Below are 23143 nucleotides of genomic sequence, written 5' to 3' on the forward strand. Positions count from 1 at the left end.
CTGCAACGTCATGACCGAATACGTGCCGTGCCACGGAAGGAATCAGCCTGATCGTGTGACACCGGCTCGACGGGCTCGTGCTGCGTCCACCGGGCACCCGCCCGCGCTGTCACGATGATGCGATCAGTGCACGATCGGCATCGGAGGGTGGCGCATGCCCGGCACGACGGTGGATCGTACGACGGCAGCGGGGGCGCGGGCGGCCACGAGGACGGCCGCGGTCGGGCGGGTGATCGACCGGCTGCGGCGGATCGGGGCGGGGCTGCCCCCGGCCGACGGGGTGGCGGTCTTCAACCGGATCTACCTCACCGTGACGCAGGCGGTCCGCGACCGGCTGGACCGCGGGTGCTTCGTCGACCCGCGGGCGACGGCCGAGCTGGACGTGGTGTTCGCCGGGTACTACCTGCGGGCCGTGGCCGCCGACGCGGCCGGACGGGAGCCGCCCGCCTGCTGGCGGCCGCTGTTCGCGCTGCGCGCCCACCCGGGAGTGCACCCGCTGCAGTTCGCACTGGCCGGGATGAACGCCCACATCCAGCACGACCTGCCGCTGGCCGTCGTGGACACCTGCCGCCGCCGGGGCTGCGAGCCCGCCGCCGTCGAGGAGGACTACCACCGGATCAACCGGGTGCTGGCCGAGGTGGAGACGGCCGTCCGGGAGCAGCTGATGCCCGGGCCCGACCTGCTGGAGCTCGCCGAGCCGCTCCCCCACCTGCTCGGCGTCTGGTCGGTCGGGGCCGCCCGGGAGGGCGCCTGGAGCGCGGTGGAGGCGCTGTGGGAGCTGCGGTACCTGCCGGGCGCGGCCCGGGCCTTCGCCGCCGCGCTGGACGGTTCGGTCGGACTGCTCGGCCGCGCCCTGCTGCTCCCGCTCGGAGCACTGCTCCCACCCGGGTCGGACGCCGGGCCGGACGGCGTGCCGGGCACCGGGCCGGACGGCGTGCCGGGCACCGGGCGTCAGGCCCCCGTGACGGCCGCGGCCGCCCGGCTCCCCGAGGCGAGGAACCGGACGGCCGGCGGTACGGACGCGGGCGCGGCGGGCGCCGGCGGCGATCAGGCCCAGCTGGAGTGCAGCGGCTTGCCCTCGGCGTAGCCGGCCGCGCTCTGGATGCCCACGATCGCCTTCTCGTGGAACTCCTCCAGGCTGGCGGCGCCCGCGTAGGTGCAGGAGCTGCGGACGCCCGCGATGATCGAGTCGATCAGGTCCTCGACGCCCGGGCGGGCCGGGTCGAGGAACATCCGGGAGTGCGAGATGCCCTCCTCGAACAGCGCCTTGCGGGCGCGGTCGTACGAGGAGTCCTGGGCGGTGCGGTTGCTCACCGCACGGGCCGAGGCCATGCCGAAGCTCTCCTTGTACTGGCGGCCGTCGGCCGCGGTCTGGAGGTCGCCCGGGGACTCGTAGGTCCCGGCGAACCAGGAGCCGATCATCACGTTGGAGGCGCCGGCGGCCAGCGCCATCGCGACGTCGCGCGGGTGGCGCACGCCGCCGTCCGCCCAGACGTGCTTGCCGAGCCGGCGCGCCTCGGCGGCGCACTCCAGGACGGCGGAGAACTGCGGCCGGCCGACGCCGGTCATCATCCGGGTGGTGCACATGGCGCCGGGGCCGACGCCGACCTTGAGGATGTCGGCGCCCGCCTCGACCAGGTCGCGGACACCGACGGCGGAGACCACGTTGCCGGCCACGATCGGGACCTGCGGGTCCAGTCCGCGCACCGCGCGCAGCGCGCTGATCATGGACTCCTGGTGGCCGTGCGCGGTGTCGACCACCAGCACGTCGGCGCCGGCCTCGATCAGCGCCTCGGCCTTGCCCGCGACGTCGCCGTTGATGCCGACGGTGGCGGCGATCCGCAGCTTGCCGGCCGCGTCCACGGCCGGGGTGTAGAGGGTGGCGCGCAGCGCGCCCTTGCGGGTGAGGAGGCCGACCAGCCGGCCCTCGCCGTCCACGACCGGGGCGAGCTTGCGGTGCGCCTCGGTGAGCCTGTCGAAGGCGGTCCGCGGGTCGATGCCCTCGTCCAGCACCAGCAGCTCGCGGGACATGATGTCGGCCAGGCTGGTGAAGCGGTCCACGCCCTGGCAGTCGGACTCGGTGACCACGCCGACCGGCCTGCCGTCCTCGACCACCACGAGGGCGCCGTGGGCGCGCTTGGGCAGCAGCGAGATGGCCTCGGCCACGGTGGCGCCCGGGGCGAGCGTGATCGGGGTGTCGAAGACCAGGTGGCGCTGCTTGACCCAGGAGACGACCTCGGCGATGACCTCGGTGGGGATGTCCTGCGGGATGGCGACCAGGCCGCCGCGGCGGGCGACGGTCTCGGCCATCCGGCGGCCGGCGATGGCGGTCATGTTGGCCACGACCAGCGGGATGGTGGTGCCGGTGCCGTCGTTCGAGGAGAGGTCCACGCCCTGCCGGGAGCCCACGGCGGAACGGCTGGGGACCATGAAGACGTCGTCGTACGTCAGGTCGTACGAGGGCTTGAGGTCGTTCAGGAAGCGCATGAAGAAGGGCTCTCTGGCTGGGGGATACACCTCGGGTGCGGTTGCGGCGATGCCGCCGGAGCGCACTCGGGCGCCCGGCACCCAGCATTCGATTCTCCGTGAGGGCGGGGTCAAAAGCCAGTTCGAGGAGCTTTGCTGGGGCTGTCCACAAACCGTGATCAATGCTCCGCGCGTAGACATGGAGGATCATCCAAAGACCCCCTCCGACGTCCGGTTTTCGCCCCGGTCCGGACCGCTCCCGTAGCATTCACGCGGTAACGGGCATGGCTTCACGCGTGTGGGCGTGGCGAACGGGAAAGCGGCAGCAGGCGTGAGCATCGGGCAGACGGACATCGAACAGACGGACATCGCGCGGCCGGACCTCGCGCCGGACGGGATCGGGGACGCCGAGGAGATCGACTACGGTCCCGGCCTCGACCCCGAGCGGCTGAAGCTCTGCCTGGAGGTGATCGCCGAGCTCGACGAGCTGCACGTGGACCACCCGGACGCGATCACCGTCCGCCAGGCCGTCGGCGGCATATTCCGCACCCTGAAGCAGCGTCGCCGCCAGGAGACCCGGGCCCGCAAGACCGCCAACGACCGCGAGGTCACCGCCCGCACCGCCACCGGTGCGCCGAGCCGGATCGACGACGAGACGGCCGGCGCCTTCGGCCTGACCACCGTCACCACCACCGAGATCGCCGGCATCCTGGAGCGCCCGCGCTCCTGCTACACCTGCAAGCAGCGGTACGTCGAGGTCGACGCCTTCTACCACAACCTCTGCCAGAGCTGCGCGGTCAAGAACCGCGCCCGCCGGGACGCCCGCGCCGACCTCACCGGCAAGCGCGCGCTGCTCACCGGCGGCCGCGCCAAGATCGGGATGTACATCGCGCTGATGCTGCTGCGCGACGGCGCCCACACCACCATCACCACCCGCTTCCCGAACGACGCGATCCGCCGCTTCAAGGCGATGCCGGACAGCGCCGAGTGGATCCACCGCCTCAAGATCGTCGGCATCGACCTGCGCGACCCGGCCCAGGTGCTGGCGCTGGCCGACGAGGTCGCCGCCGACGGCCCGCTGGACATCCTGATCAACAACGCCGCGCAGACCGTGCGCCGCCCGCCGGAGTCCTACCGCGAGCTGGTGAACGCGGAGTCCGCGCCGCTGCCGGCCGGCGAGCTGCCGCAGGCCACCACCATCGGCCGCTTCGGCAGCGGCAGCGTCGACCTGCCCGCACTCCCCCACCAGGCGGGCGGCGACGTGGAGCGGATCACCGCCGAGGACGTCACCTCGCTGGCCCTGGTCACCGGCTCCGCCACGCCCGCCCGGATCGCGGCCGGCACCGCGATCGACGCCGGCGGCCTGGTGCCCGACCTCGCGGACACCAACAGCTGGGTGCAGACCGTCTCGGAGGTCGGCCCGATGGAGCTGCTGGAGGTCCAGCTCTGCAACTCCACCGCGCCGTTCATCCTGATCAGCCGGCTGCGCCCGGCGATGGCCGCCTCCTCGTCCCGCCGCAAGTACGTGGTCAACGTCTCCGCGATGGAGGGCGTGTTCGCGCGCGGCTACAAGGGCGCCGGCCACCCGCACACCAACATGGCCAAGGCCGCGCTCAACATGCTCACCCGCACCAGCGCGGAGGAGATGTTCCAGTCCGACGGCATCCTGATGACCGCCGTGGACACCGGCTGGATCACCGACGAGCGCCCGCACCCGGACAAGATGCGGCTCGCCGACGAGGGCTTCCACGCCCCGCTCGACCTGGTCGACGGCGCGGCGCGGGTGTACGACCCGATCGTGCGCGGCGAGGCCGGCGAGGACCTGTACGGCTGCTTCCTCAAGGACTACGACCGCGCCAACTGGTGACCTGCTGAAGGAGATGGCGAGTTGAGCACAGCACCGACCGCACCGCTGCTCGGCGCGGGGATCATCGTGCCCACCGGGGACGGCCGGGTGCTGATCGGCCGCCGGACCACCGCCGGCGAGCCGCCCACCTGGAGCCTGCCCGGCGGCAAGGTCGACCTCGGCGAGTCCTTCGAGCGGACCGCGGCCCGCGAACTCGCCGAGGAGACCGGCATCGTGCTGCCCGCCGAGGAGATGCGGGTGCTCGCCGTCCACCTCGACCACGAGCTCGGCCGGCCCCGGCTGACCGCGGCCGTGCTGGCGCCGCCCAGCCTGGCCGAGGCCGTGGTCACCGAGCCGCACGCCTGCGCCGGCTGGGAGCGCTTCCCGGTGGACGCGCTGCCGGAGCCGATGTTCTACCCGTCCGCGCTGGTCCTCGGCAGCTGGCTGCCGGGGCTGTCCCCGCAGGTGCGGGCCGGGACGCACGGCTACCCCGTCGCCCGCTGAGGGCGGGCGGCGGGGCAGCCCCCGGGCCGGGGCGGTCAGCCGTTGCGGGCCGCCTCCGGCCCGGTGATCCGCTTCAGCAGCGGCAGGGTGGAGGCGATGATGCCGAGCGAGGCGACGATGCCGAAGCCGGTCAGTCCGTAGTACGTCAGGTCCGGCGACACCAGGTCGTAGCCCATCTGCGCCGTGAGGAACATCGCCGCCGCGGCGAAGCCGGTACCGATCGCGAGCGCCGAGACCACCAGCAGCGGCAGCGCGCTCTCCAGCCCGACCACCCGGCGCAGCAGCCGCAGCGGTGCGCCGGTCAGCCGCAGCATCGCGAACGGCCTCCTGCGGTCGGACAGTCCGGCGACCACGCTCACCGCGAGGCTGCACCCGGCGACCGGCAGGGTGGTCAGCAGCACCACGTTCGCCAGCTGCCGCCAGCCCTGGAGCTTCTTCTGCCCGCCGGAGGCCCAGTCCTCGGCCAACCGCGGCTCGTAGGTCGGGAACTCCTTCATGAACAGCGTCCGCAGCTGCTCCTTGGCCGCCTCGGCCCCGTCGGTGGTGGCGTAGAGCATCCGCACCGGAAGTTCGGCCACCTCCGCCGCGGGGATCTGCGCGGCCGGCCACTCGTGCTGGGAGGCGTCCAGCAGGTCGACGAACTGGAACGGGTCGACGGCCGCGACGGCGGCTCCGGGCGCGCAGTGGCCGACCACGGGGATCTGCGCGAGTTCCGAGCAGTTCACCAGGCTGGGCACCATCCGTCGCTCGCCCCGCTGGTACGCGCCGATCCCGGCCGGGTTGTCGTGCACCAGGGCGATCCCCCGGAACCCGGGGACGGCCCGGGCCTGCGCCAGCACGCGATCGGGCACCGAGGGCAGCGGGGTCGCGTCGTCCCGGTTGCCGAACGGGGTGGCCACGATCGCCTTGCGCACCTCGGGGGCGCCGTCCAGCATGCCCTGGTTGGCGTTGATGGTGCTCATGATGGCCAGGGTCCCGGTGGTCACGAACAGCGCCAGCACCAGGCCGGCGACCGAGCGGAAGCCCGCCCTCGGGTCGTCCGACAGGCGGCGCATCGCGATCAGCGAGGCCGGTCGGCTGGTCCGCCGGGCCACCGCCCGGGCGGTCGCCATGGTGAGCCACGGACCGGCGATCACCAGGCCGAGCATGACCAGGACGAAGCCGCTGAGGTACGCCAACGACTGCCCGTTGGTGGTCTTCGGATGGTCGCCGACGAAGTAGCCGAGCTCGGCGAGACCGGCCACCAGCGGCGCCAGCCGCCACGCGCTCGGCGGCTTCGGGGTGACCCGGCGGGAGACCCCGAGCGGCGAGATGGTGACCCGGCGCAGCGCGAACCGGGCGGCGAGCGCGGCCGCCGTCGGCACGCCCAGCACCACCCCGGCCACCTGCGGCAGGGTCAGGCTCAGGTCGGAGGCGAAGAAGCGGTCGCCGGTGAACGGCACGTCGGCCACCAGCGGTTTCAGCGCGACGTACAGGCCGAAGCCGACGGCCGTGCCGAGCACCGCCGCCACCGTGGACTCCACCGCCGAGATCACCGACACCTGGCCGGGCGTCGCCCCCACCAGGCGCATCGCGGCGTAGCGCTGCTCGCGGGTGGCGGCGGACAGCCGGGTCGCGGTGCCGATGAAGATCAGCACCGGGAAGATCAGCGCCGCCGCGACCACGGTGAGGACCAGCAGGAGCGCGTCGCCGTGCACGCCCGCGCCGTAGCAGTCGCGGGAGCAGTCGGCGGGCATCGCGGTGGCGATGCTCGTGACGGTGGTGGGCCTCGGCCGCGCCCTGACCTCGTCCACCGTGCGGCCGACGACCACCACGAGGCTGTCCGGGGAGGGCAGCCCGGCGTCGGCGACGGTGCCGACCAGCCGCCCCGGGAAGCGGTCGGCCAGTTCGACGGCCGGGGTGTCGCGCAGCAGCTTCTCCAGTGCGGGCGAGGCGTAGTACTCGCCGGGCGCGGGCAGCCGGCTCAGGCCGGGCGGCAGCGGCGAGGTGGGACCGGTCGGGGCGACATCGGCCCGGAAGACGGTCCTCCCGCGGTAGTAGTCCGCCCGGGCGCCCCACCAGAGCGGGTCCGCCGTGGTGGCCGCGGTCGCGTCCTTGACGCCCGTGTTCATCCAGAGCTGCCGCGCGTTGGCGCGGCCGATCGCGTTGACTCCGGAGCAGGTCGACAGCAGCAGCCCGACCCCGACCGCGACCGCCGCCGCGATCATCAGCAGCCGGGCCACCGCCTCCCGGCCGCCGCTGACGGCCAGTCGGAGCGAGAAGGCGATCACGGGGCCACCGTTCCGGCTCCGGCCGAGAGCGTACGGGCCCTGCCGTCGCGGACGACCGCCTCGCGGTCCGCGTACGCGGCGACCCGGGCCTCGTGGGTGACCAGGACGACGGTTGTGCCCTGCTCCTTGGCCGAGGCGACCATCAGCTCCATCACCTGCTCGCCGGTCAGCGAGTCCAGCGCGCCGGTCGGCTCGTCGGCGAACAGCACCTGCGGGCGGGCCACCAGCCCGCGGGCCAGCGCGACCCGTTGCGCCTGACCGCCCGACAGCTCGCCGGAGCGGCGCTCCTCCAGGCCGTCCAGGCCGAGCCGGGCGAACCAGGGGCGGGCCTGGGCCAGCGCGGCGGAGCGGCGCACGCCGTTCAGCAGCAGCGGCAGCGCGACGTTCTCCTCGGCCGTCAACTCCGGTACCAGCTGGCCGAACTGGAAGACGAAGCCGAACCTGTCCCGGCGCAGGGCGCTGCGCCGGGCCTCCGGCATGGTGTCCAGGCGCTGCCCGTCGAACAGCACCTCCCCCGCATCGGGCACCAGGATGCCGGCCAGGCAATGCAGTAACGTCGACTTGCCGGAGCCGCTGGGGCCCATGATGGCGAGCACCTCGCCGGCCTGGACGGACAGGCTGGCCCCGCGCAGGGCGGGGGTCTCCCCGAAGGCGAGGGCGATGTCCCGGGCCTCGATCACGGCGGTCACGCGTTCACCTCCGCGGCGAGCGCGTCCAGGCGGGCGGCGGTGAGGTCGATCCAGCGCAGGTCGGCCTCCAGGTGGAACAGGCCGTGGTCGGCGAGCAGGGCGTCCACCAGGGCGCCGGTGCGGCGCAGTTCGGTGAGTTCGCGCATCCGGCGCAGGTGGGCGGCGCGCTGGGTGTCCAGGTAGTGCTCGGCGTCGCGGCCCAGCATCAGGGCCAGCACCACCTTGGTGAACAGCACGGACTGGAGGTTGGGCTCGGGTGCGACCGGTTCCCGCAGCCAGGTCTCGAACTCGGTCGCCCCGGTCTCGGTGATGACGTACCGCTTGCGCTCGGGCCCGTCGCCGGGCTCCGCCTCGCCGGCCATCACCTTGCCGTCGCGGGCCAGTCGGCCGAGGGTCGCGTAGACCTGACCGTACGGAAGGGGCTTGCCGCGGCCGAAGAGGGAGTCGTAGTCGCGCTTGAGGTCGTAGCCGTGGCTGGGCTCACGCTCCAGCAGCCCCAGGAGGGTCAAAGGAACACTCATGGAGGGAAACATACACCCGGCGTATACCCCGAGTGTATATCTGGGCAGAATACAGCCATGACCTGGGACGTCGTCAGCTTCCCTGCGGGGCAGGGGCGGAGAGCGGGCAGGTACCGGGCACGGCACAGGCAGGGGGTGACCCCACGACCACCCCCTGCCCCATACCTCGACCCGGCGCCCCCACGGCCGAACCGGGCCACGGCCGCGCCCAAGCACCGGGAGGGCGCCGCCGCTACCCAGCCTGCCCGGACCGCCCGGCGAATGCCGAGGGCCGAACGTCCCGACCGCGGGGCCGAGCGGCCCTGGCGATCCTCCGGGCGCGCACGAGTCTTGTGCGCGGAGGCCCGCCGGGGGGACATTGGGGCGGGAACCACCCCGCGCCCCCGCGTCCCTGAGGAGCCCTCACCGTGTCCAGCACACCCCGTCCGGCCCGGCCCGCGTCGCTCCCCCGACGCGCCGGCCGACAGCTGCGGCGGGCCCTCGGTGCCCGGCACGAGCCGCTCGTCCGCCCCCTCGACCGCTCCCGGGCCCGCGCCTGGCTGTCCGCCCTGCTCGGCGCGGTGCTCGCGCTCGCCCTCGCCGCGGGCGGCTCCCTGCTGCTCTACCGCTCCACCGCCCACCTGGCCGACACCGACCGCGCACGGCTGCAGCAGGTCGACGCCGTGGTCCGCGGCGTCCCGGACCGCGCCACCGCCGCCGGCAGCCGCTTCGCCGGCGGCTACAGCAACCGGATCGACGCCGACGCGGCCTGGACCGCCCCCGACGGTACCCGGCACGTCGGCACCGTCCAGGCCCCGCACTCCGCCGTCACCGGCAGCCACGTCCCCGTCTGGGTCGACCCGGCCGGCGCCGTCTCCGCTCCCCCGGCCGACCGCGCGGCCCTCGCGGTCTCCGCCGCCTGCACGGGCGCCGGAGCCCTCCTCGCTCTCCTGGCCCTGCTCGCGCTCGCCCTCCGGCTGCGCCTGCACGCCCTCGACCGCCGCGCCGAGACCGCCTGGAGCACCGGCTGGGCCCGCCTCGAACCCCGCTGGAGCGGCCGCGCCGGCCACCGCAGCGAGGACTGACCGGGCCCGGGGCCCGGCCCGTCAGTCGCCGGTGACGCCCCAGAAGTAGAGGCCGTCAGGAGCGCCGTCCGGCCCGTAGGTGACCGTGCAGCAGCCCGAGCCCCGGAAGGAGGGCGGGAAGTCGATGTCACCCACGCCCTTCTCCTCGGCGGCGCGGACGATGTCCAGCGAAGGCCGGCCGGTGCCGAACAGCTCCACGACCTCGGCACCCTCCACCACCCGGACGTCGCCGTGGTCCTCCTCGTCGACGGCGCAGTGGACCACGGTGACCACGTCGAGCACGGAGTGGGCTCCCTGCTCGTCGAGCCGGCCGGAGACCATGAGCTCCGCGAGCGATCCGAGCCCCTCCTCCCGGTAGGACTCGTCCTCGCTGAAGACCTTCTCCCTCAGCGCGTCCAGGGCGGCCTGGAGGTCCTCCCGGTGGGGAACCGCGTACGACCAGGCGCTGGCGCCCATGCAACTCCCCTGTCCCTCACGACGATCCGCAGGCCGCGGCCTGCCGGGACGGCAGCGTACCGGGAGGACCGCGGCTCCGGGGGGCCGTCGCCGCCCGGTCAGCGGGGGCGGGTCCAGGCCGGGGCGGGGGTGGACCCGGCCGCGCGGTGGGTGAGGGCGGCGACGGCGAGGAGCAGCGCGAGGGCCAGGGCGAGGGCGAGCGGGACGTTCGCACGGAGGACGAGGACGGCGCCGAGGAGGGCGCCGGCGAACATCCAGACGGCGGAGGCGAGACGGCGGGGGCCGGTGCGGTCGGCGGCCAGGGCGGTGATGGTCATGGTGAGCACGGTGGTGGTCAGGTCGGGCACCTTCAGGGCGCGGACCACCGCGTTCTGGCCGCCCATGGCGAAGCCGAGCAGCCCGATCAGGGTGTAGCGGGCCGGGTCGCCGGTGTGGCCGGCCACGGCCGCCAGCACGGTGGCCGCCGCGACCAGCGCCGACTGGACGGCGACGGCGACGGTCAGCAGGTGGCCGCGGTGACCGGGCAGGCGACGGGCGAGGTGACCGCCGGCCAGCGCGCCGAGCAGGAACGCGGCGAGGGCGGCCAGCGAGGCGGTGGCGGAGAGGTTGGCCGCACCGGCCAGGGCGAAGCCGAGGAACACCACGTTGCCGGTCATGTTGGCGACGAAGACGTGGCCGAGTTCGAGGTAGCTGACCGCGTCCACCACTCCGGTGACCACGGTCAGCACCAGCAGCATCGGAACCAGCGGCCCGTGCTCGGGGTCGGGGGTCGGCATCGGGCCTCCAGTCGGTTCGGGCGGGGTCGGGCGGCGGTTTCGGGGTGTGCGGGGCCTGCGGTGCCACGGCTGCACGGCACTGCGGCACTGCGGCACTGCGGCGCTACGGCGCTACGGCCTCAGGCGAGCGCCGGGTTGCCGGGGTCCTCCGGTTCGTCCTCCAGGTGCCAGTGCAGGTCGCGCACGCCCGGCTCCAACGACAGCCGGGTGACGACCTGTTCGAGCGCCGGGGCGACCGACCCGGTGATCGCGACGGTGGCCCGCAGGCTGGTGGCGTCCCCGCTGTCGGTGCGGCGGGCCCGCAGACCGGTCGGGGCGAGTCCGGAGGCGGCGAGGGCCTGGAGCAGCAGGGCCCGGATGTGGGTCTCGGACTTGCGGTCGCACTCCAGGTGGATGGTGGCGCGGCTGGTGGAGTCCGGGTCGCTGCCGGACTGCGGGGCCCGGTCGAGCAGTCGCCCGGCCGGGCGCAGCACCAGGTGGACGGCGAGCACGGCGAGCGTGCCGAGGACGGCCAGCTGCAGTTTGCCGGCGGCGGCCAGCACCCCGACGGCGGCCGAACACCACAGCGTGGCCGCGGTGTTGAGGCCGCGCACGCCGGCGCCGTCGCGCAGGATGACGCCACCGCCGAGGAAGCCGATGCCGGAGACGACGTACGACGCGACCCTGGTGGGGCTGCCGGTGTCGACGACGGCCTCGCTGTAGAGCACGAAGAGGGTGGCGCCGGCGGCGACCAGGGCGTTGGTGCGCAGGCCGGCCATCCGGGCCCGCCACTGGCGCTCGACGCCGATCAGCGCGCCGCAGGCGACGCCGGTGGCGAGCCGGACGAGGAAGTCGACGGTGGTCAGGGTGTGCACGACGGCACCTCCTTCACGGGAGGAGGGGACGGACGGGTGGCGAGCCGCCGCCCACCGACCGTCCGTGCGGGGCGGGCGGTGACGTGCGGTCGGCACCGCCGACGGTTCGGCGCGCGGTCTTGACGACCTCGATGATGGCCATCGCCCCCGCGGCCGACGGGTAGGCGCGCAGGGCGGTCGTACCGACCCCCCGCCGGTTGCCGCACACGGGGCTGACCGCGCGTCGGGTGACGCGCTCGGCGACACGACACGGCACGGCCCCCCGAGCGGTGAACCGCGAGCCGCGAGCCGCCCCGAGCATAGACCGCCCCCGAACGACCCGGGCCGGGTTTTCGCCCACATCCTCGACAGCTTTGTAGAAGTTTGACCGAACCCGATCGCCCCCGCCGGAGAACCATCCGGAAACCTCCGGGAACCACCCCGCCGCGCAGCACGTCCTCCGGCATATATAGTTCACCGACATATGCAGTTGAGCAGCTCACGAGGGGGAAGTGTGTCCCACACCGATCCGACCCGGCCCGCACCCGTCCTGCGCCTGGCGGGCGTCACCCGCGTGCACGGGCGGGGCGCCGCCGAGGTGCACGCCCTGCGCGGCATCGACCTGGCCGTCCACCCGGGCGAGTTCGTCGCCGTGATGGGCCCGTCCGGCTCCGGGAAGTCGACCCTGCTGACCCTGGCCGGCGGGCTGGACCAGCCCAGCGACGGCGAGGTGCTGGTGGAGGGGGTCGCACTCGGCGGCCTCGGCCGCGGCAGGCTCGCCGACCTGCGGCGGCGCTCGATCGGGTACGTCTTCCAGGACTACAACCTGATCCCGGCCCTGACCGCCGCCGAGAACATCTCCCTGCCGCGCGAACTCGACGGCGTCCCGGGACGCCGGGCCCGCCGCGAGGCGCTGGCCGCCCTGGAGGAGCTGGGCATCGGGGAACTCGCCGACCGCTTCCCGGACGACATGTCCGGCGGCCAGCAGCAGCGCGTCGCCATCGCCCGGGCCCTGATCGGCGAACGCCGGCTGGTGCTCGCCGACGAGCCGACCGGCGCCCTCGACTCGGCCACCGGCGAGGCGGTGCTCGCCGTCCTGCGCGCCCGCTGCGACGCCGGCGCCGCCGCCATGATGGTCACCCACGAAGCGGCCCACGCCAGTTGGGCGGACCGGGTGGTCCACCTGCGGGACGGCGCGGTCGCCTCGGAGACCCCCGGCCGCCGGTCCTCCGCCCGCCTCGCCGCGGTGCACCCGACCGGCGTGCTCGGCGAGGTGGCACCGTGAGGATCGGAGCCTGGCGGGTCGCCCTGCGCATCGCCCGCCGCGACGCCCTGCGGGCCAAGGGCCGCAGCGCGCTGATCGCCGCCATGATCGCACTGCCCGTCCTCGGCGTCACCGGCGCCGACGTGGTCCACCGCAGCGGGCAGCTGACCCCGGCCGAACGGGTCGAGCGGGTGGTGGGCGGCGCGGACGCCCTGGTCACCTCGCTCGACCCGGGCCAGACGGTCGAGCAGGCCCCGATCGCCGAGGACGGCGCCTTCTCCGTCCAGCCCCGCCCCGGGGAGCAGCCGACGGCCGAGCAGGCGAAGGGCGCGAGCACCGACCCGGCCGCCCTGGTCGCCTCCCTGCTGCCGCCCGGCAGCGTGCTCACCCCGGCCCGGCCCGGTCCGGAGGCCGGCGCGACCTCGCCCGAGGGCCTGGTCCGCACCCTCACCACCGAGGCCGATCTCGGCGACCCGGTCTGGCGCGGCCGGCTCGACCTGGTCGAGGGCCGCGCGCCGAGTGCCCCGCACGAGGTGGCCGTCACCCGGGCCTTCCTGGACCGCTCCGGGCTCCGGCCCGGCGCCACCACCACCGTCCAGGGCCTGGAGGGCACCACCTTCACCATCACCGGTGTCGTGGAGCACCCGGGCGAGCTGGGACGGGTCGAACTCGTCGCCCGGCCCGGTGAGTTGGTCGACCCGCTGAGCACCGCGCTGGCCGCCGCCGGACCCACGGCGCAGAAGCCCTCGGCCGCCCGGTCCGCCTGGCTGGTCCGGCTGCCGGCCGGCGCCCCGCTCGGCTGGTCCGAGGTGCAGCGGTTCAACGCCCACGGCTACACGCTCACGGCACGCTCGGTGGCGCTCTCCCCGCCGCCGGAGCAGGCCGTCCCCTACTACCGGGACGCCCACCGCTACAGCGACCCGACGGCCGCCAACAACACCAGGATGGTCGTCGCCACCGTCACCGGCCTGGCCCTGCTGGAGGTCGCCCTGCTCGCCGGGCCCGCGTTCGCCGTCGGCGCCCGCCGCTCGCGCCGCCAGCTCGCCCTGCTCGGCGCGGCCGGCGGGAGCCGTGCCCACGTCGGTGCGGTGGTGCTCGGCGGCGGCCTGGTCCTCGGCGCGGCCGGAGCGGTGGTCGGCGTGGTGCTCGGCACCGCGGTGGTCGCCGTGCTGCGGCCGTGGATCGAGCAGATCGGCGGCGCGCGCTTCGGCCACTTCGCCGTACCGCCGCTGGACCTGATCGCCATCGCCGGGATCGGCCTGGTCACCGCGCTGCTCGCGGCCGCGCTGCCCGCGCTGCAGGCCGCCCGGCGCAGCGTCACCGCCGGGCTGACCGGCCGGGACACCGTCCGCGGACCCAACCGCCTGGTCACCGTGTCCGGCGTCGCACTGCTCGCCCTCGGCGCGGTGCTCGCGATGTACGGCGCGGCCTCGGTGCAGCGCGACCAGCCGGGCGTCGGCGGCTACGACACCCGTACCCTCACCGTGCTCGGCGGCTCGGTGATCGCCGAACTCGGCCTGCTGCTGTGCACCCCGATGCTGATCGCGCTGATCGGCCGGGCCGCCGGCCGGCTGCCGCTCGGCCCCCGGCTGGCCCTGCGCGACTCCGCCCGGCACCGCTCGCGCACCGCTCCGGCGGTGGCCGCGGTGATGGCCGCGGTGGCCGGGGCCGTCGCCATCGGCGTCTACACCACCAGCACCGACGCCGAGAACCGGCGCGACTACCGGCCCCAGGCCCCGTACGGCGCCGTCCAGTTGACCAGCCACGTCGAGGGGCCCAGGCTCGCCGAGGAGCGCGCCGAGCTGGAGAAGCAGCTGTCCGGGCTCGGCCCGCGCGGCGACCTCGGCCAGGTGGAGTACCGCTTCTGCGACAACTGCGCCAGCACCGTCCAGCTCAAGGGCCCGCCGGAGCGGCGCGGCCTGGGCGCACCGCCGCACCTCGCCACCGGTGACGCGACCGTGCTGCACAACCTGTTCGGCATCCATGACCCGGCCGCCGAACAGGCGCTCGCCGCAGGGAAGCTGCTGGTCTTCGACCGGGCCCTGGTGGGCGCCGACGGCAAGGCCGTGATGATCCTGCGCGGCGGGGGCGGCGCTCCGCTGCAGCCCGGCGAGATACCCAAGCCGGACCTGCAGGAGGTCCCGGTCGACGCGGTGCTGGTGGACAACCCGGCCGCCGCCGACTTCGCCCAGGGCCTGGCGCTGCCCTCCGCGCTGCCCGGACTCGGGCTCGCCGCCCGGCCGACCGGCTCGGTCTGGCTGCCCGCCACCCCGCCCGACCGCAAGGCGCAGCAACGGGCCGAGGCGGCCGCCGCCCGGCTGGACCGCTTCTCCACGCTGGAGGTGGAACGCGGCTACCAGCCGAAGAGCGACGCGCTCACCCTGGCGCTCACCGGCTTCGCCGGACTGGTCGTGCTCGGCGCGGCCGGGATCGCCACCGGCCTGGCGGCCGCCGACTCCCGGCAGGACCAGGCCACCCTGGCCGCGGTCGGCGCGCCGCCGCGGATCCGGCGGAGCATGGCGGGCCTCCAGTGCACGCTGATCGCCCTGCTGGGCGCACTGCTCGGCGCGGTCAACGGCTTCGTGCCGGCGGTGGGGCTGCTGAAGTCCCGGGCTGGCGGGTTCGGGGCCAAGCCGGCGCTGATCACCGCGCCCTGGGGCGAACTGCTGCTGATCGTGCTGCTGCTGCCGGTGGTCGCGGGGCTGCTCGCGGCGCTGTTCACCCGCTCCCGCATCCCGCTCGGGCGGCGGCTGTCCTGAGTCCCGGGCGGGTGGCCGTCCTGGGGCGTGTCCGACGATTCCAGCCCTGGCGGGCGGCTTCCGACACGGCTTGCACACCCGCCGACCACCACCTGGGCACCACCCGCGGCGCGCCGGGCGCCCGTCCCCTTCACCCGGGGGCGGGCGCCCGGCGCTCGCCGTACCATGGGCCGCGTTCCGGCGGGCGAAAGGCGCCGGTGGTCGGCTCGGCGAGGGAGAAGAGGGCGGTGCTACGGGGCTTCGGCGATCTGGAGGCCGAGATCATGGACCGGTTCTGGTCCTGGGGCCGGCCCGCCACGGTGCGCGAGGTGGTGGACGACCTCCAGCGGGAACGGGCGGTCGCGTACACCACCGTCACCACGGTCGCGGACATCCTGCACACCAAGGGCTGGCTGCGCCGCGACAAGGTCGGCCGCGCCTGGGTGTACGAACCCACCTGCACCCGCGAGGAGTACACCGCCCGGCTGATGCACCAGGCGCTGGAGACCACCCCCGACCGGGCGGGCGCACTGCTCCACTTCGTCGACCGGATCAGCGGGGACGAGGCCTCGGCCCTGCTCGCCGCCCTCGAACAGGTGAAGTCCCGGGGCCCTGAGTGACCCTCGCGGTGCTCTGCCTCCACCTGCTGGTGACCGGCGTCCTGCTGCCCCGCCGGCTGGCCGGCTCCGTCCGGCTCCAGGCCCGTCCGGCGGCGGGCGCGGCGCTCTGGCTCGCCCTGATGGCCTCGTTCACGGTGGCCCTGCTGCTCACCGCGCACCACGCGGTGGAGCCCTTCGCCCACCGGCCGGCCGGACTGCTCGGGCTGCTCGGGTTGCTCGACCTGCTCGGCCTGTTCGGGCACCCCCCGCACGGCGAACCGGCCGGGCCGGGTCTGCCGCACACCCACGACTGGTGGCTGCTCACCGTCGGCGGGGCCCTGTTCGCCGCGCTGGTGACGGCCGTCGGTCTGCGCACCGGACGGGACCGGCGACGGCATCGGGCGGTACTGGACGTGGTCGGCGTACCGGACCGGCGCTGGGACGCGCTGGTGCTGGAGCACGGCCGACCGACCGTCTACTGCCTGCCCGGGCGCCGCTCCCGGGTGGTGCTGTCGCGCGGGGCGTTGCGGCTGCTGGACGAGCGGCAGCTCGCGGCGGCCGTCGCGCACGAGCACGGGCACATCCGCGGCCGCCACCACCTGTTCCGGCTGCCGGCCGACACCTTCGCACTGCTGCTCGGGCCGCTGCCGCTGGCCCGGCTGGGGCGCTCCGAGGTGGCGCTGCTGCTGGAGATGGCGGCGGACGACGCGGCGCTGGAGCGGGCTTCGCGCGACGAACTGGCCTCCGCCCTCTGCGCGTTGGCGACCAGCGGCCCGGATCCGGCCGCCGGGGCCGGGGCCGGCGGGGCCGGGGCCGGGAACGGGAACGGGGCCGGCGGGGCCCTGGGGGTGGCGTCCACCGGGGTGCTCGCCCGGGTCCGGCGGCTGGCCCGGCCGGGGAGCGGACGGCGCCGGCCGGTCTGGCGGTTCGGGGTGTCGGTGCTGCCGCTGCTCCCGTACCTGCTGGTCTGCGCGCCGCACCCCTGAGACATCCCGGGGCTCCCCCGCGGGCCCGTCGGCGTGGGGGTGCCGACGGGCCCCGGGTGGGGGCGGGGTGGGGGTCCGTGGGATTTGCCGGGACTTTGACCCGCGCGGGCGAACCCACGGGTCGGAGTCGTGCGTCCGGGCCCGCATGTCCGGACCGGTACGTCCGGACCGGCGCATCCGGACCAGTACGTCCGGGCCGATGCGTCCGGTTCCGCGGGCCCGGACCGGCGGGGCGCCGCTACCGGTGCCGCAGGTACGCCCCGGCGGTCTCGCGCAGGCGGTCATGCAACCCGTCGTAGGCGCGGGCCCGGCCGAGCAGGTTCTTCGGCAGCTTGGCGACCATCGTGTAGTTGGTGTCGCAGACGTTCGCCGCCGGAGCCAGCCCGGCCTGACTGACCAGCTGGTAGGCGTCGAGCCGGTCGAGGCCGAGCAGTTCGCCGGTCCAGCCGACCAGGTCGTGCTGGCTGATCCGGAACGCGTCCTCCAGTGGACGGGCCGAGCCGGTGCTGATCAGGAAGTCGTCGTTCTCCAGCCGGGGCCAGGCCGGGCCGCCGCCCTTGATCAGGTCGACGATCACGGTGGTGCGCATCGCCGCCTCCACCGCCGTGCCGCAGACCTCGCCCTCGCCCTGACGGGCGTGGCCGTCGCCGATGGCGAGCAGGCCGCCCTCGGCGTTGACCCGGAAGTAGGCGGTGGTGCCGGCCCGCATCTCGGGGGTGTCCAGGTTGCCGCCGTGCGCGCCCGGGGTGATGGAGGCCAGCACCTCGCCGGCCGCCGGGGCGACGCCGACCGTGCCGTGCATCGGGTCGAGCGGCAGGTCCACCGTGAAGTCGCCGGTGCGGGCCCGGAACCGGCAGACGCCCGACTTGACGTCCAGGTCGTAGACCCAGACCCGTTCCTCCAGGGGCGGGTGGAGCATCGCGGTGGAGTGGGTCGCGGTCAGCGCGCCGAAGTGCGGGAAGGTGCTGGAGATGCCGTACTCCCGGGCCGGGGTGATCTCCACGAAGTGCACCGCGAGGACGTCCCCGGGCTCGGCGCCGGCCACCGCGATCGGGCCGGTGACCGGGTTGAGGTAGGGGAAGACGCACACCTGGCTGGGCAGGTCGCCGGTGCCGCGCACCTTGCCGCCGAAGCAGTCCTCGGTGGTCAGCTCGATGACGGTGCCGGGCCGGACGGTGGCCAGCGGGGCGCGGGCGCCGAAGGTGTAGGCGTAGTCCTCCGGGGTCGGGTTCAGCCGGACGATCTCGGGCAGGCTCACTTCTTCTCCTTGGCGGTGGCGGCGTTCGGGGCGGCGGCGGTGGCGGCAGCACCGTCGGTGGCGGAATCGTCGGTGGCGGACTCGGCCTCGGCGACGGCCAGCCGGGGCTTGCGCCCGGTCGCCGTCAGCCCGGCGAGCACGATCCCGCCGACGAGCAGCCAGACGAAGCCGAGCCGCTGGGCCGCGATGTTGGCGTTGACGACCACGTACGCGAGGATCGCGAAGCCGAGCGCCGGGGCGATCAGGTGCCGCCAGTAGTCCTTGCTGCGCCCGCGGACGAGGTAGTGGACGACCACGGCGACGTGCAGGACCAGGAAGGTGGTCAGCGCCCCGAAGTTGACCAGGGTGCTGAGCAGGGTGATGCCGTCCTCGCGCGAGGCCATGAAGAGGCCGAGCACCAGCGAGATCCCGGCGGTCAGCAGGGTCGCGTTGACGGGCACCCGGCGGGTGGGGTGGATCCGGGCCAGGAAGGCGGGCAGTTGGCGGTCGCGGGCCATCGCGTACAGCAGCCGGGAGGTGGCCGCCTGGGCGACCAGCGAGTTGGCGAAGCCCCAGGCCACGGCGGTGGAGGCGGCGGTCAGCGTGGCGAGCCAGCCGCCGGCGGCGGTGCGGGCCGCGTCGTAGAAGGCGGTGCCGTTCGGGTCGCCGTCCCGGATCAGCGCGTCGGGGTCGGCGACCAGCAGCGAGGCGACCCAGGTCTGCACGATGAACAGTGTGCCCGCGAGCAGCAGTGCGGCGACCATGGACCGGCCGATGGCCTTGGCGGAGTCGCGGTTCTCCTCCGAGAGGGTGGAGATGCCGTCGAAGCCCAGGAAGCTGAGCACCGCGATCGAGACCGCCCCGAAGGCCAGGCTCCACGAGAAGGTGTGCGGGTCGTACAGCGGGGTGAAGTCGAAGCCCCGGCCCTTGCCGTTGGCCAGGGCGATGACCCCGACCACCACGAACAGGGCCAGCACGACGAGTTCGCCGATCAGCATCGCCTTGTTGACCCGGTTGGTGGTCTCGATGCCGAGGTAGTTGACCACGGTGTTGAGCAGCACGAAGCCGATCAGCCAGAGCCAGACCGGGACGGACGGCACCAGCGAGTTCATGGCCACGCCGGCGATCAGGTAGAGCAGTCCGGGCACCAGCACGTAGTCGAGCAGGATCATCCAGCCGGACAGGAAGCCGACCGGGGCGGCGATGCCGCGGCCCGCGTAGGTGTACACCGAGCCGGCCATCGGGAAGGCCCGGGACATCTGGGCGTACGACAGGGCGGTGAACATCATCGCCACCATGCCGAGGACGTAGGCCAGGGCGACCATGCCGCCGGAGCCCTGGAAGACGCCGCCGAAGATGCCGAACGGTGCGATCGGCACCATGAACACCAGCCCGTAGACGAGCAGGTCGGTGAAGCCGAGCGAACGGCGCAGTTCCTGCTGGTAGCCGTAGCTCTCGATGCCCTGGGGCGCGGGTGTGTCGGCCATGGTGCTCTCTCTCCGTGACGACCCTGCGGGTGTGTGGGGAGACTGTAGAGGCAACTATTTCCAGATGGAAGGGTTTTGCCGCGGCATTCCACCTGACGGGAAGGAGGCACCCGCAGTCAGTGCGGCAGCACCGCGAAGCCGAGGCCCTCGGCCCGGGCGAGGTGGATCCGCGCCCGGCCCGCACCCTCGCGGCGCAGCAGCCGGCCGGCCGCCGCCAGCAGACCGTCCGGGGCCAGCGCCCCGCGGGCCGCCAGGTCGGCGAGCAGGTGCAGACCCTCGTACAGGCCCACCGCGTAGGCGTCCAGGACCGGCGCCCACGGGCCGCACAGCGCCCGGTGCCGCTCGGCGAGGCTCTGCCGGCACTCCTCCGCCAGCGTCGCGAAGGAGGGCATCGCGGCGTAGAGCGTCCCGGTGTCGTCGCCGCCGAGCGCGAGCAGGCCGTTCTCCTCCAGGGCGCCGGAGAGCCGCACCAGCGTGCGGTCCAGCCCGCTGCGCCGCAGCGCCCGGTTGAAGTGCACCAGGTCGCGCCCGATCAGGCTGAGCAGCAGGGCGTCCGCGCGGGCGGCGCGCAGCGCGTCCAGCAGCGGGTCGAGCTTCTCCTCGACCGCCCCGAACGGGACCCGCCGCTCCAGCACCACCCGGGCACCGGCCCGCGCCGCGAGACCCTCGGCGGCCCGGTGGACGGCGCGCGGCCAGATGTAGTCGTTGCCGATCAGCGCCCAGCGGCGGATCCTGTGACGAACAGTCACTTCTTGCACTGCGGAGCCGAGTTGACGGTACGGGTCGATGCCGGTGCAGAGCACGCCGGGCAGCCGGGAGCCGCCCTCGTGCGGCGGGGTGAAGACGTACGCGGTGCGGCCCGCGGCGACGCTCTCCACCGCCCGGTGCACATCGCTGGTGTGGCACCCGGCGAGCGCGTCCAGCGCCCCGGCGTCCAGCAGCCGCCGCACCTCGCCGGCGACCCGGCCCGGCGCTCCGCCGCCGTCCACCAGCACCAGCTCCAGCGGACGGCCCCGGACACCGCCGGCCGCGTTGACCTCGTGCGCGGCGAGCAGCGCCCCGTCCAGCACGGACGGGCCGGTGAGACCGAGCGGGCCGGACTGCGGCACGACGAGACCCACTCGAAGCGCCGCCCGCTCCCGTACCGAGTGCAGCGCGTCGAGCGGATCGATCAAGCTCACCTCGACGCTCACGGTGCGAGTATCGTCGTACCGCCGATATCGGGAAAGGCCGGAGAGGGAGCGTCCGATGACCGCAGCTGGTGCCGCGCCGGGGATCGACGCCCGTCCCGGCGATCCCGTCGGCCCGGCCGCGAACCGGTCCCCGGGTGAGTCCGCGGGCGCGTCCACGAGTGAGACCTCGGGCGACCGTCCCGCCGCCCCCGAGCCGCTGCTGGTCGAGCTGGTGACACTGGCCCACCGCCGGCTCTCCGGCGGCCTCGCCGCCGCCCTGGCCGAGGAGGACTGCACCGTCGACCAGTGGCGGCTGCTGCGCGCCCTCGCGGACGGCCGGGGACACGCGATGGGAGAGCTGGCCCAGGCCCTGCTGATCCCGCAGGCGAGCCTGAGCCGGCTGGTGGACTCGCTGTGCGACTCCGGCTGGGTCTACCGGCGCCAGGACGACCAGGACCGCCGCCGGATCACCGCCCACCTCTCCCGCCAGGGCCGCACCCGGCTGACCCGCCTCGACGCCCTCGCCGACGCCCACGACGCCGCCGTCCGCCGGACCTGCGGCCTCACCGACCCGGCGCACCTGCTGCAGCGGCTCGCCGCGCTCTGACCGGCCCGTCCCCCGACCGGCACACCGCCACGACGGCGGCGGCCCGTCCCCGACCGGCGCGGCCACGACGACCCCTTGAACCCGAGGACCGATGCCCGCGCAACGACGACGGCCCGCCCCCGCCGAAGCGGGAACGGGCCGGTGGTGGCGCGCGGTCAGGCCGGGCGGACGGCGCCCTTGTACGGCATCGCGGAGATCGGCAGGACCTCGATGTTCTTGCCCGTGCGCGGGGCGTGGATCATCTTGCCGTCGCCGATGTACAGGCCGACGTGGTGGATGTCGTCGTAGAAGAAGACCAGGTCGCCGGGCTGGAGGTTGGCCCGGTCGACGTGCGGGCCGTCGTTCCACTGGTCCTGGGAGATCCGGGAGAGCTTGACGCCCGCCGCGCGGTAGGCGGCGCCGGTGAGGCCGGAGCAGTCGAAGCTGTTGGGGCCGGTCATGCTCCAGCCGTAGGGCTTGCCGAGCTGTGCCTGGGCGAAGGCGATGATGGTCGCGGCCCGGCCGCTGGCCGCCGGCACCGGGGCGTTCATGTCCGGGCGGTCGGCGGAGCGGGAGGCGCGGTCCTTGGCGGCCGCGGTGGCGGCCTGCTGGGCCTCGGCCTTGGCCTTCTCGGCGTTCTGCTGGGCGTTGATCTTGGCGCGGTCCTCGGCGCTGAGCTTGTTCAGCATCGCCTGGGCCTGGGCCAGCTTGCCCTGGATGTCCTTCTTCTGCTCCGCCAGCTGCGTGCCGACCGAGTCGAGCGCGGCCAGGGTGGCGGTGGCCTCGGCGCGGTCCTGGTCGAGCTTGCGCTGCTCGTCCTGGGCCTGCTTGAGCAGGTTCGCCTGGGATTCGGAGACCTGGCTCTGCACCGCGGCGCGCTCCAGGTAGGCGGACGGGTCGGAGTCGAGCATCAACTGGACCGACGCGTCTATGCCGTTGCTGCGGTACTGGTCGGCGGCGACCGCGCCGAGCCGGGTCCGCAGCTCGTTCATCGCCTCCTGGCCGCGGGCGACCTTCTCCTGGATCAGGTTGGCCTCGCCCTGGAGCTTCTGCTGCTTCTCCTGGAAGCCGTTGAACTTCTCGATCGCCTGCTCGGCGTCCTCGTTGAGCTGGTCGACCTGTTCCTTGACGGAGGCGAGGCTCGGGGTCGGCTCGGCGTGGGCGGTGCCGGAGGCGAGGACCGCGCCGCCGGCCGCCATGGCCGTGGTGAGGACCGCCATGCGGGCCCGGCTCGGCGGGTTGGGCTTGCGACGCTTTCCCATGACGGTCGCCCTCCTTCGGGGGAATCTGGGGACGGTCCGGACGGGGCGGGGGACGGCTCGGCCGGGACCGGGGACAGCGAAGGCGGGCAGGGCGAGCAACGGGGGGGTGCTGCCCCGCCCACCTTCTTCGAAGTAACTTAATAGATGAGGGCCCGGGTTCCGCAATCCCCCTGATCATGACGATTTGACGGCATGACGGGACATCGATCGCGTTCCGTGCCATCGGCGTTGACCTCGGACGCCGCCGCTCGCCGGCGACGGCCCGGGACCGCCCCGCCCGCCGCGGCCACCGACCGTCGCCGCCACCCCTCCCCGCCCCTCCGCCTCCCCGGTCGCTCCCCGGTTGCCACCCGTCACGACACCCCCTCCCGCCCCTGGTGTCACCTG

The 23143-nt window shown here is 74.6% G+C and carries 19 protein-coding genes and 1 pseudogene; 9 read left to right on the forward strand and 11 right to left on the reverse strand.

Annotation, left to right across the window (positions count from 1 at the left end; translation table 11 throughout):
• Positions 1-154: 154 nt before the first annotated feature.
• Positions 155-868: pseudogene (locus ACGFSC_RS07055) on the forward strand (DUF5995 family protein); the annotation flags it as partial.
• 179 nt (positions 869-1047) lie between these two features.
• On the opposite strand, the gene ACGFSC_RS07060 reads toward ACGFSC_RS07055, so the two are convergent.
• A complete protein-coding gene (locus ACGFSC_RS07060; protein ID WP_359898712.1) occupies positions 1048-2487 on the reverse strand; it encodes a GuaB1 family IMP dehydrogenase-related protein in 1440 nt (479 codons plus the stop codon).
• A gap of 376 nt (positions 2488-2863) precedes the next feature.
• Between ACGFSC_RS07060 and ACGFSC_RS07065 the strand changes: the two genes are divergently transcribed.
• Positions 2864-4333: an SDR family NAD(P)-dependent oxidoreductase gene (locus tag ACGFSC_RS07065; protein WP_359898860.1), complete on the forward strand. Its 1470-nt coding sequence runs from the start codon at positions 2864-2866 to the stop codon at positions 4331-4333.
• A 21-nt stretch (positions 4334-4354) separates the two neighbouring features.
• Positions 4355-4816, forward strand: coding sequence for an NUDIX domain-containing protein (locus ACGFSC_RS07070; RefSeq protein WP_359898714.1), 462 nt, complete (start codon positions 4355-4357; stop codon positions 4814-4816).
• Between the two features lie 35 nt (positions 4817-4851).
• Here the strand turns inward: ACGFSC_RS07070 and ACGFSC_RS07075 are convergent, their stop codons facing one another.
• From ACGFSC_RS07075 to ACGFSC_RS07085, 3 genes are read right to left on the reverse strand one after another with little or no spacing between them, the layout of a single operon-like run.
• Positions 4852-7086 (reverse strand): FtsX-like permease family protein, encoded by a 2235-nt coding sequence (locus ACGFSC_RS07075; RefSeq protein WP_359898716.1) that lies wholly within the window; start codon positions 7084-7086, stop codon positions 4852-4854.
• On the reverse strand, positions 7083-7775 hold the full coding sequence (locus ACGFSC_RS07080; RefSeq protein WP_359898718.1) for an ABC transporter ATP-binding protein: 693 nt from the start codon (positions 7773-7775) through the stop codon (positions 7083-7085). Before ACGFSC_RS07080 ends, ACGFSC_RS07075 begins: the two co-directional genes overlap by 4 nt.
• Positions 7772-8296 (reverse strand): PadR family transcriptional regulator, encoded by a 525-nt coding sequence (locus ACGFSC_RS07085; protein ID WP_359898720.1) that lies wholly within the window; start codon positions 8294-8296, stop codon positions 7772-7774. Before ACGFSC_RS07085 ends, ACGFSC_RS07080 begins: the two co-directional genes overlap by 4 nt.
• Positions 8297-8703: 407 nt before the next feature.
• Between ACGFSC_RS07085 and ACGFSC_RS07090 the strand changes: the two genes are divergently transcribed.
• The gene (locus ACGFSC_RS07090; protein ID WP_359898722.1) at positions 8704-9360 is read left to right on the forward strand and encodes a DUF3592 domain-containing protein; all 657 of its coding nucleotides are present in this window, start codon (positions 8704-8706) and stop codon (positions 9358-9360) included.
• A gap of 21 nt (positions 9361-9381) precedes the next feature.
• On the opposite strand, the gene ACGFSC_RS07095 is transcribed toward ACGFSC_RS07090, so the two are convergent.
• From ACGFSC_RS07095 to ACGFSC_RS07105, 3 genes are all read right to left on the reverse strand, one after another.
• Positions 9382-9816, reverse strand: a complete 435-nt coding sequence (locus ACGFSC_RS07095) for a hypothetical protein (protein WP_359898724.1) — start codon at positions 9814-9816, stop codon at positions 9382-9384.
• Between the two features lie 98 nt (positions 9817-9914).
• Entirely contained in the window at positions 9915-10592 is a 678-nt protein-coding gene (locus ACGFSC_RS07100; RefSeq protein WP_359898726.1) for a YoaK family protein, read from the reverse strand.
• Positions 10593-10711: 119 nt separating this feature from the next.
• Positions 10712-11446 carry an MgtC/SapB family protein gene (locus ACGFSC_RS07105; RefSeq protein ID WP_359898728.1) on the reverse strand — a complete coding sequence of 245 codons (735 nt, stop codon included), beginning with the start codon at positions 11444-11446 and terminating at the stop codon, positions 10712-10714.
• Positions 11447-11909: 463 nt separating this feature from the next.
• Here ACGFSC_RS07105 and ACGFSC_RS07110 point away from each other — a divergent pair, with 463 nt between their 5' ends.
• The 4 genes from ACGFSC_RS07110 (at position 11910) to ACGFSC_RS07125 (ending at position 17012) form a co-directional block, all read left to right on the forward strand.
• Positions 11910-12710 (forward strand): ABC transporter ATP-binding protein, encoded by an 801-nt coding sequence (locus ACGFSC_RS07110; RefSeq protein WP_380349624.1) that lies wholly within the window; start codon positions 11910-11912, stop codon positions 12708-12710.
• Entirely contained in the window at positions 12707-15448 is a 2742-nt protein-coding gene (locus ACGFSC_RS07115) for an FtsX-like permease family protein (protein WP_359898732.1), read from the forward strand. The genes ACGFSC_RS07110 and ACGFSC_RS07115 overlap by 4 nt, the downstream gene beginning before the upstream one ends.
• A 227-nt stretch (positions 15449-15675) precedes the next feature.
• On the forward strand, positions 15676-16047 hold the full coding sequence (locus tag ACGFSC_RS07120) for a BlaI/MecI/CopY family transcriptional regulator (RefSeq protein ID WP_359898734.1): 372 nt from the start codon (positions 15676-15678) through the stop codon (positions 16045-16047).
• Positions 16044-17012, forward strand: a complete 969-nt coding sequence (locus ACGFSC_RS07125) for a M56 family metallopeptidase (RefSeq protein WP_359898735.1) — start codon at positions 16044-16046, stop codon at positions 17010-17012. Before ACGFSC_RS07120 ends, ACGFSC_RS07125 begins: the two co-directional genes overlap by 4 nt.
• Positions 17013-17250: 238 nt before the next feature.
• Here ACGFSC_RS07125 and ACGFSC_RS07130 read toward each other — a convergent pair whose 3' ends face one another.
• The 3 genes from ACGFSC_RS07130 to ACGFSC_RS07140 all read right to left on the reverse strand — a co-directional run bounded on the left by ACGFSC_RS07130 (position 17251) and on the right by ACGFSC_RS07140 (position 20929).
• Positions 17251-18270, reverse strand: a complete 1020-nt coding sequence (locus ACGFSC_RS07130) for an acetamidase/formamidase family protein (RefSeq protein ID WP_359898737.1) — start codon at positions 18268-18270, stop codon at positions 17251-17253.
• Positions 18267-19736, reverse strand: a complete 1470-nt coding sequence (locus tag ACGFSC_RS07135) for an APC family permease (protein ID WP_359898739.1) — start codon at positions 19734-19736, stop codon at positions 18267-18269. Before ACGFSC_RS07135 ends, ACGFSC_RS07130 begins: the two co-directional genes overlap by 4 nt.
• 116 nt (positions 19737-19852) lie before the next feature.
• Positions 19853-20929, reverse strand: coding sequence for an ABC transporter substrate-binding protein (locus ACGFSC_RS07140; RefSeq protein ID WP_359898740.1), 1077 nt, complete (start codon positions 20927-20929; stop codon positions 19853-19855).
• Between the two features lie 55 nt (positions 20930-20984).
• Between ACGFSC_RS07140 and ACGFSC_RS07145 the strand changes: the two genes are divergently transcribed.
• On the forward strand, positions 20985-21515 hold the full coding sequence (locus tag ACGFSC_RS07145; RefSeq protein WP_359898742.1) for a MarR family winged helix-turn-helix transcriptional regulator: 531 nt from the start codon (positions 20985-20987) through the stop codon (positions 21513-21515).
• A gap of 155 nt (positions 21516-21670) precedes the next feature.
• Here the strand turns inward: ACGFSC_RS07145 and ACGFSC_RS07150 are convergent, their stop codons facing one another.
• A complete protein-coding gene (locus tag ACGFSC_RS07150) occupies positions 21671-22756 on the reverse strand; it encodes an NlpC/P60 family protein (RefSeq protein ID WP_359898744.1) in 1086 nt (361 codons plus the stop codon).
• Between the last annotated feature and the right edge of the window lie 387 nt (positions 22757-23143).

The sequence above is a fragment of the Kitasatospora sp. NPDC048715 genome (assembly GCF_043198905.1).
Classification (GTDB): Bacteria; Actinomycetota; Actinomycetes; order Streptomycetales; family Streptomycetaceae; genus Kitasatospora; species Kitasatospora lactacystinica.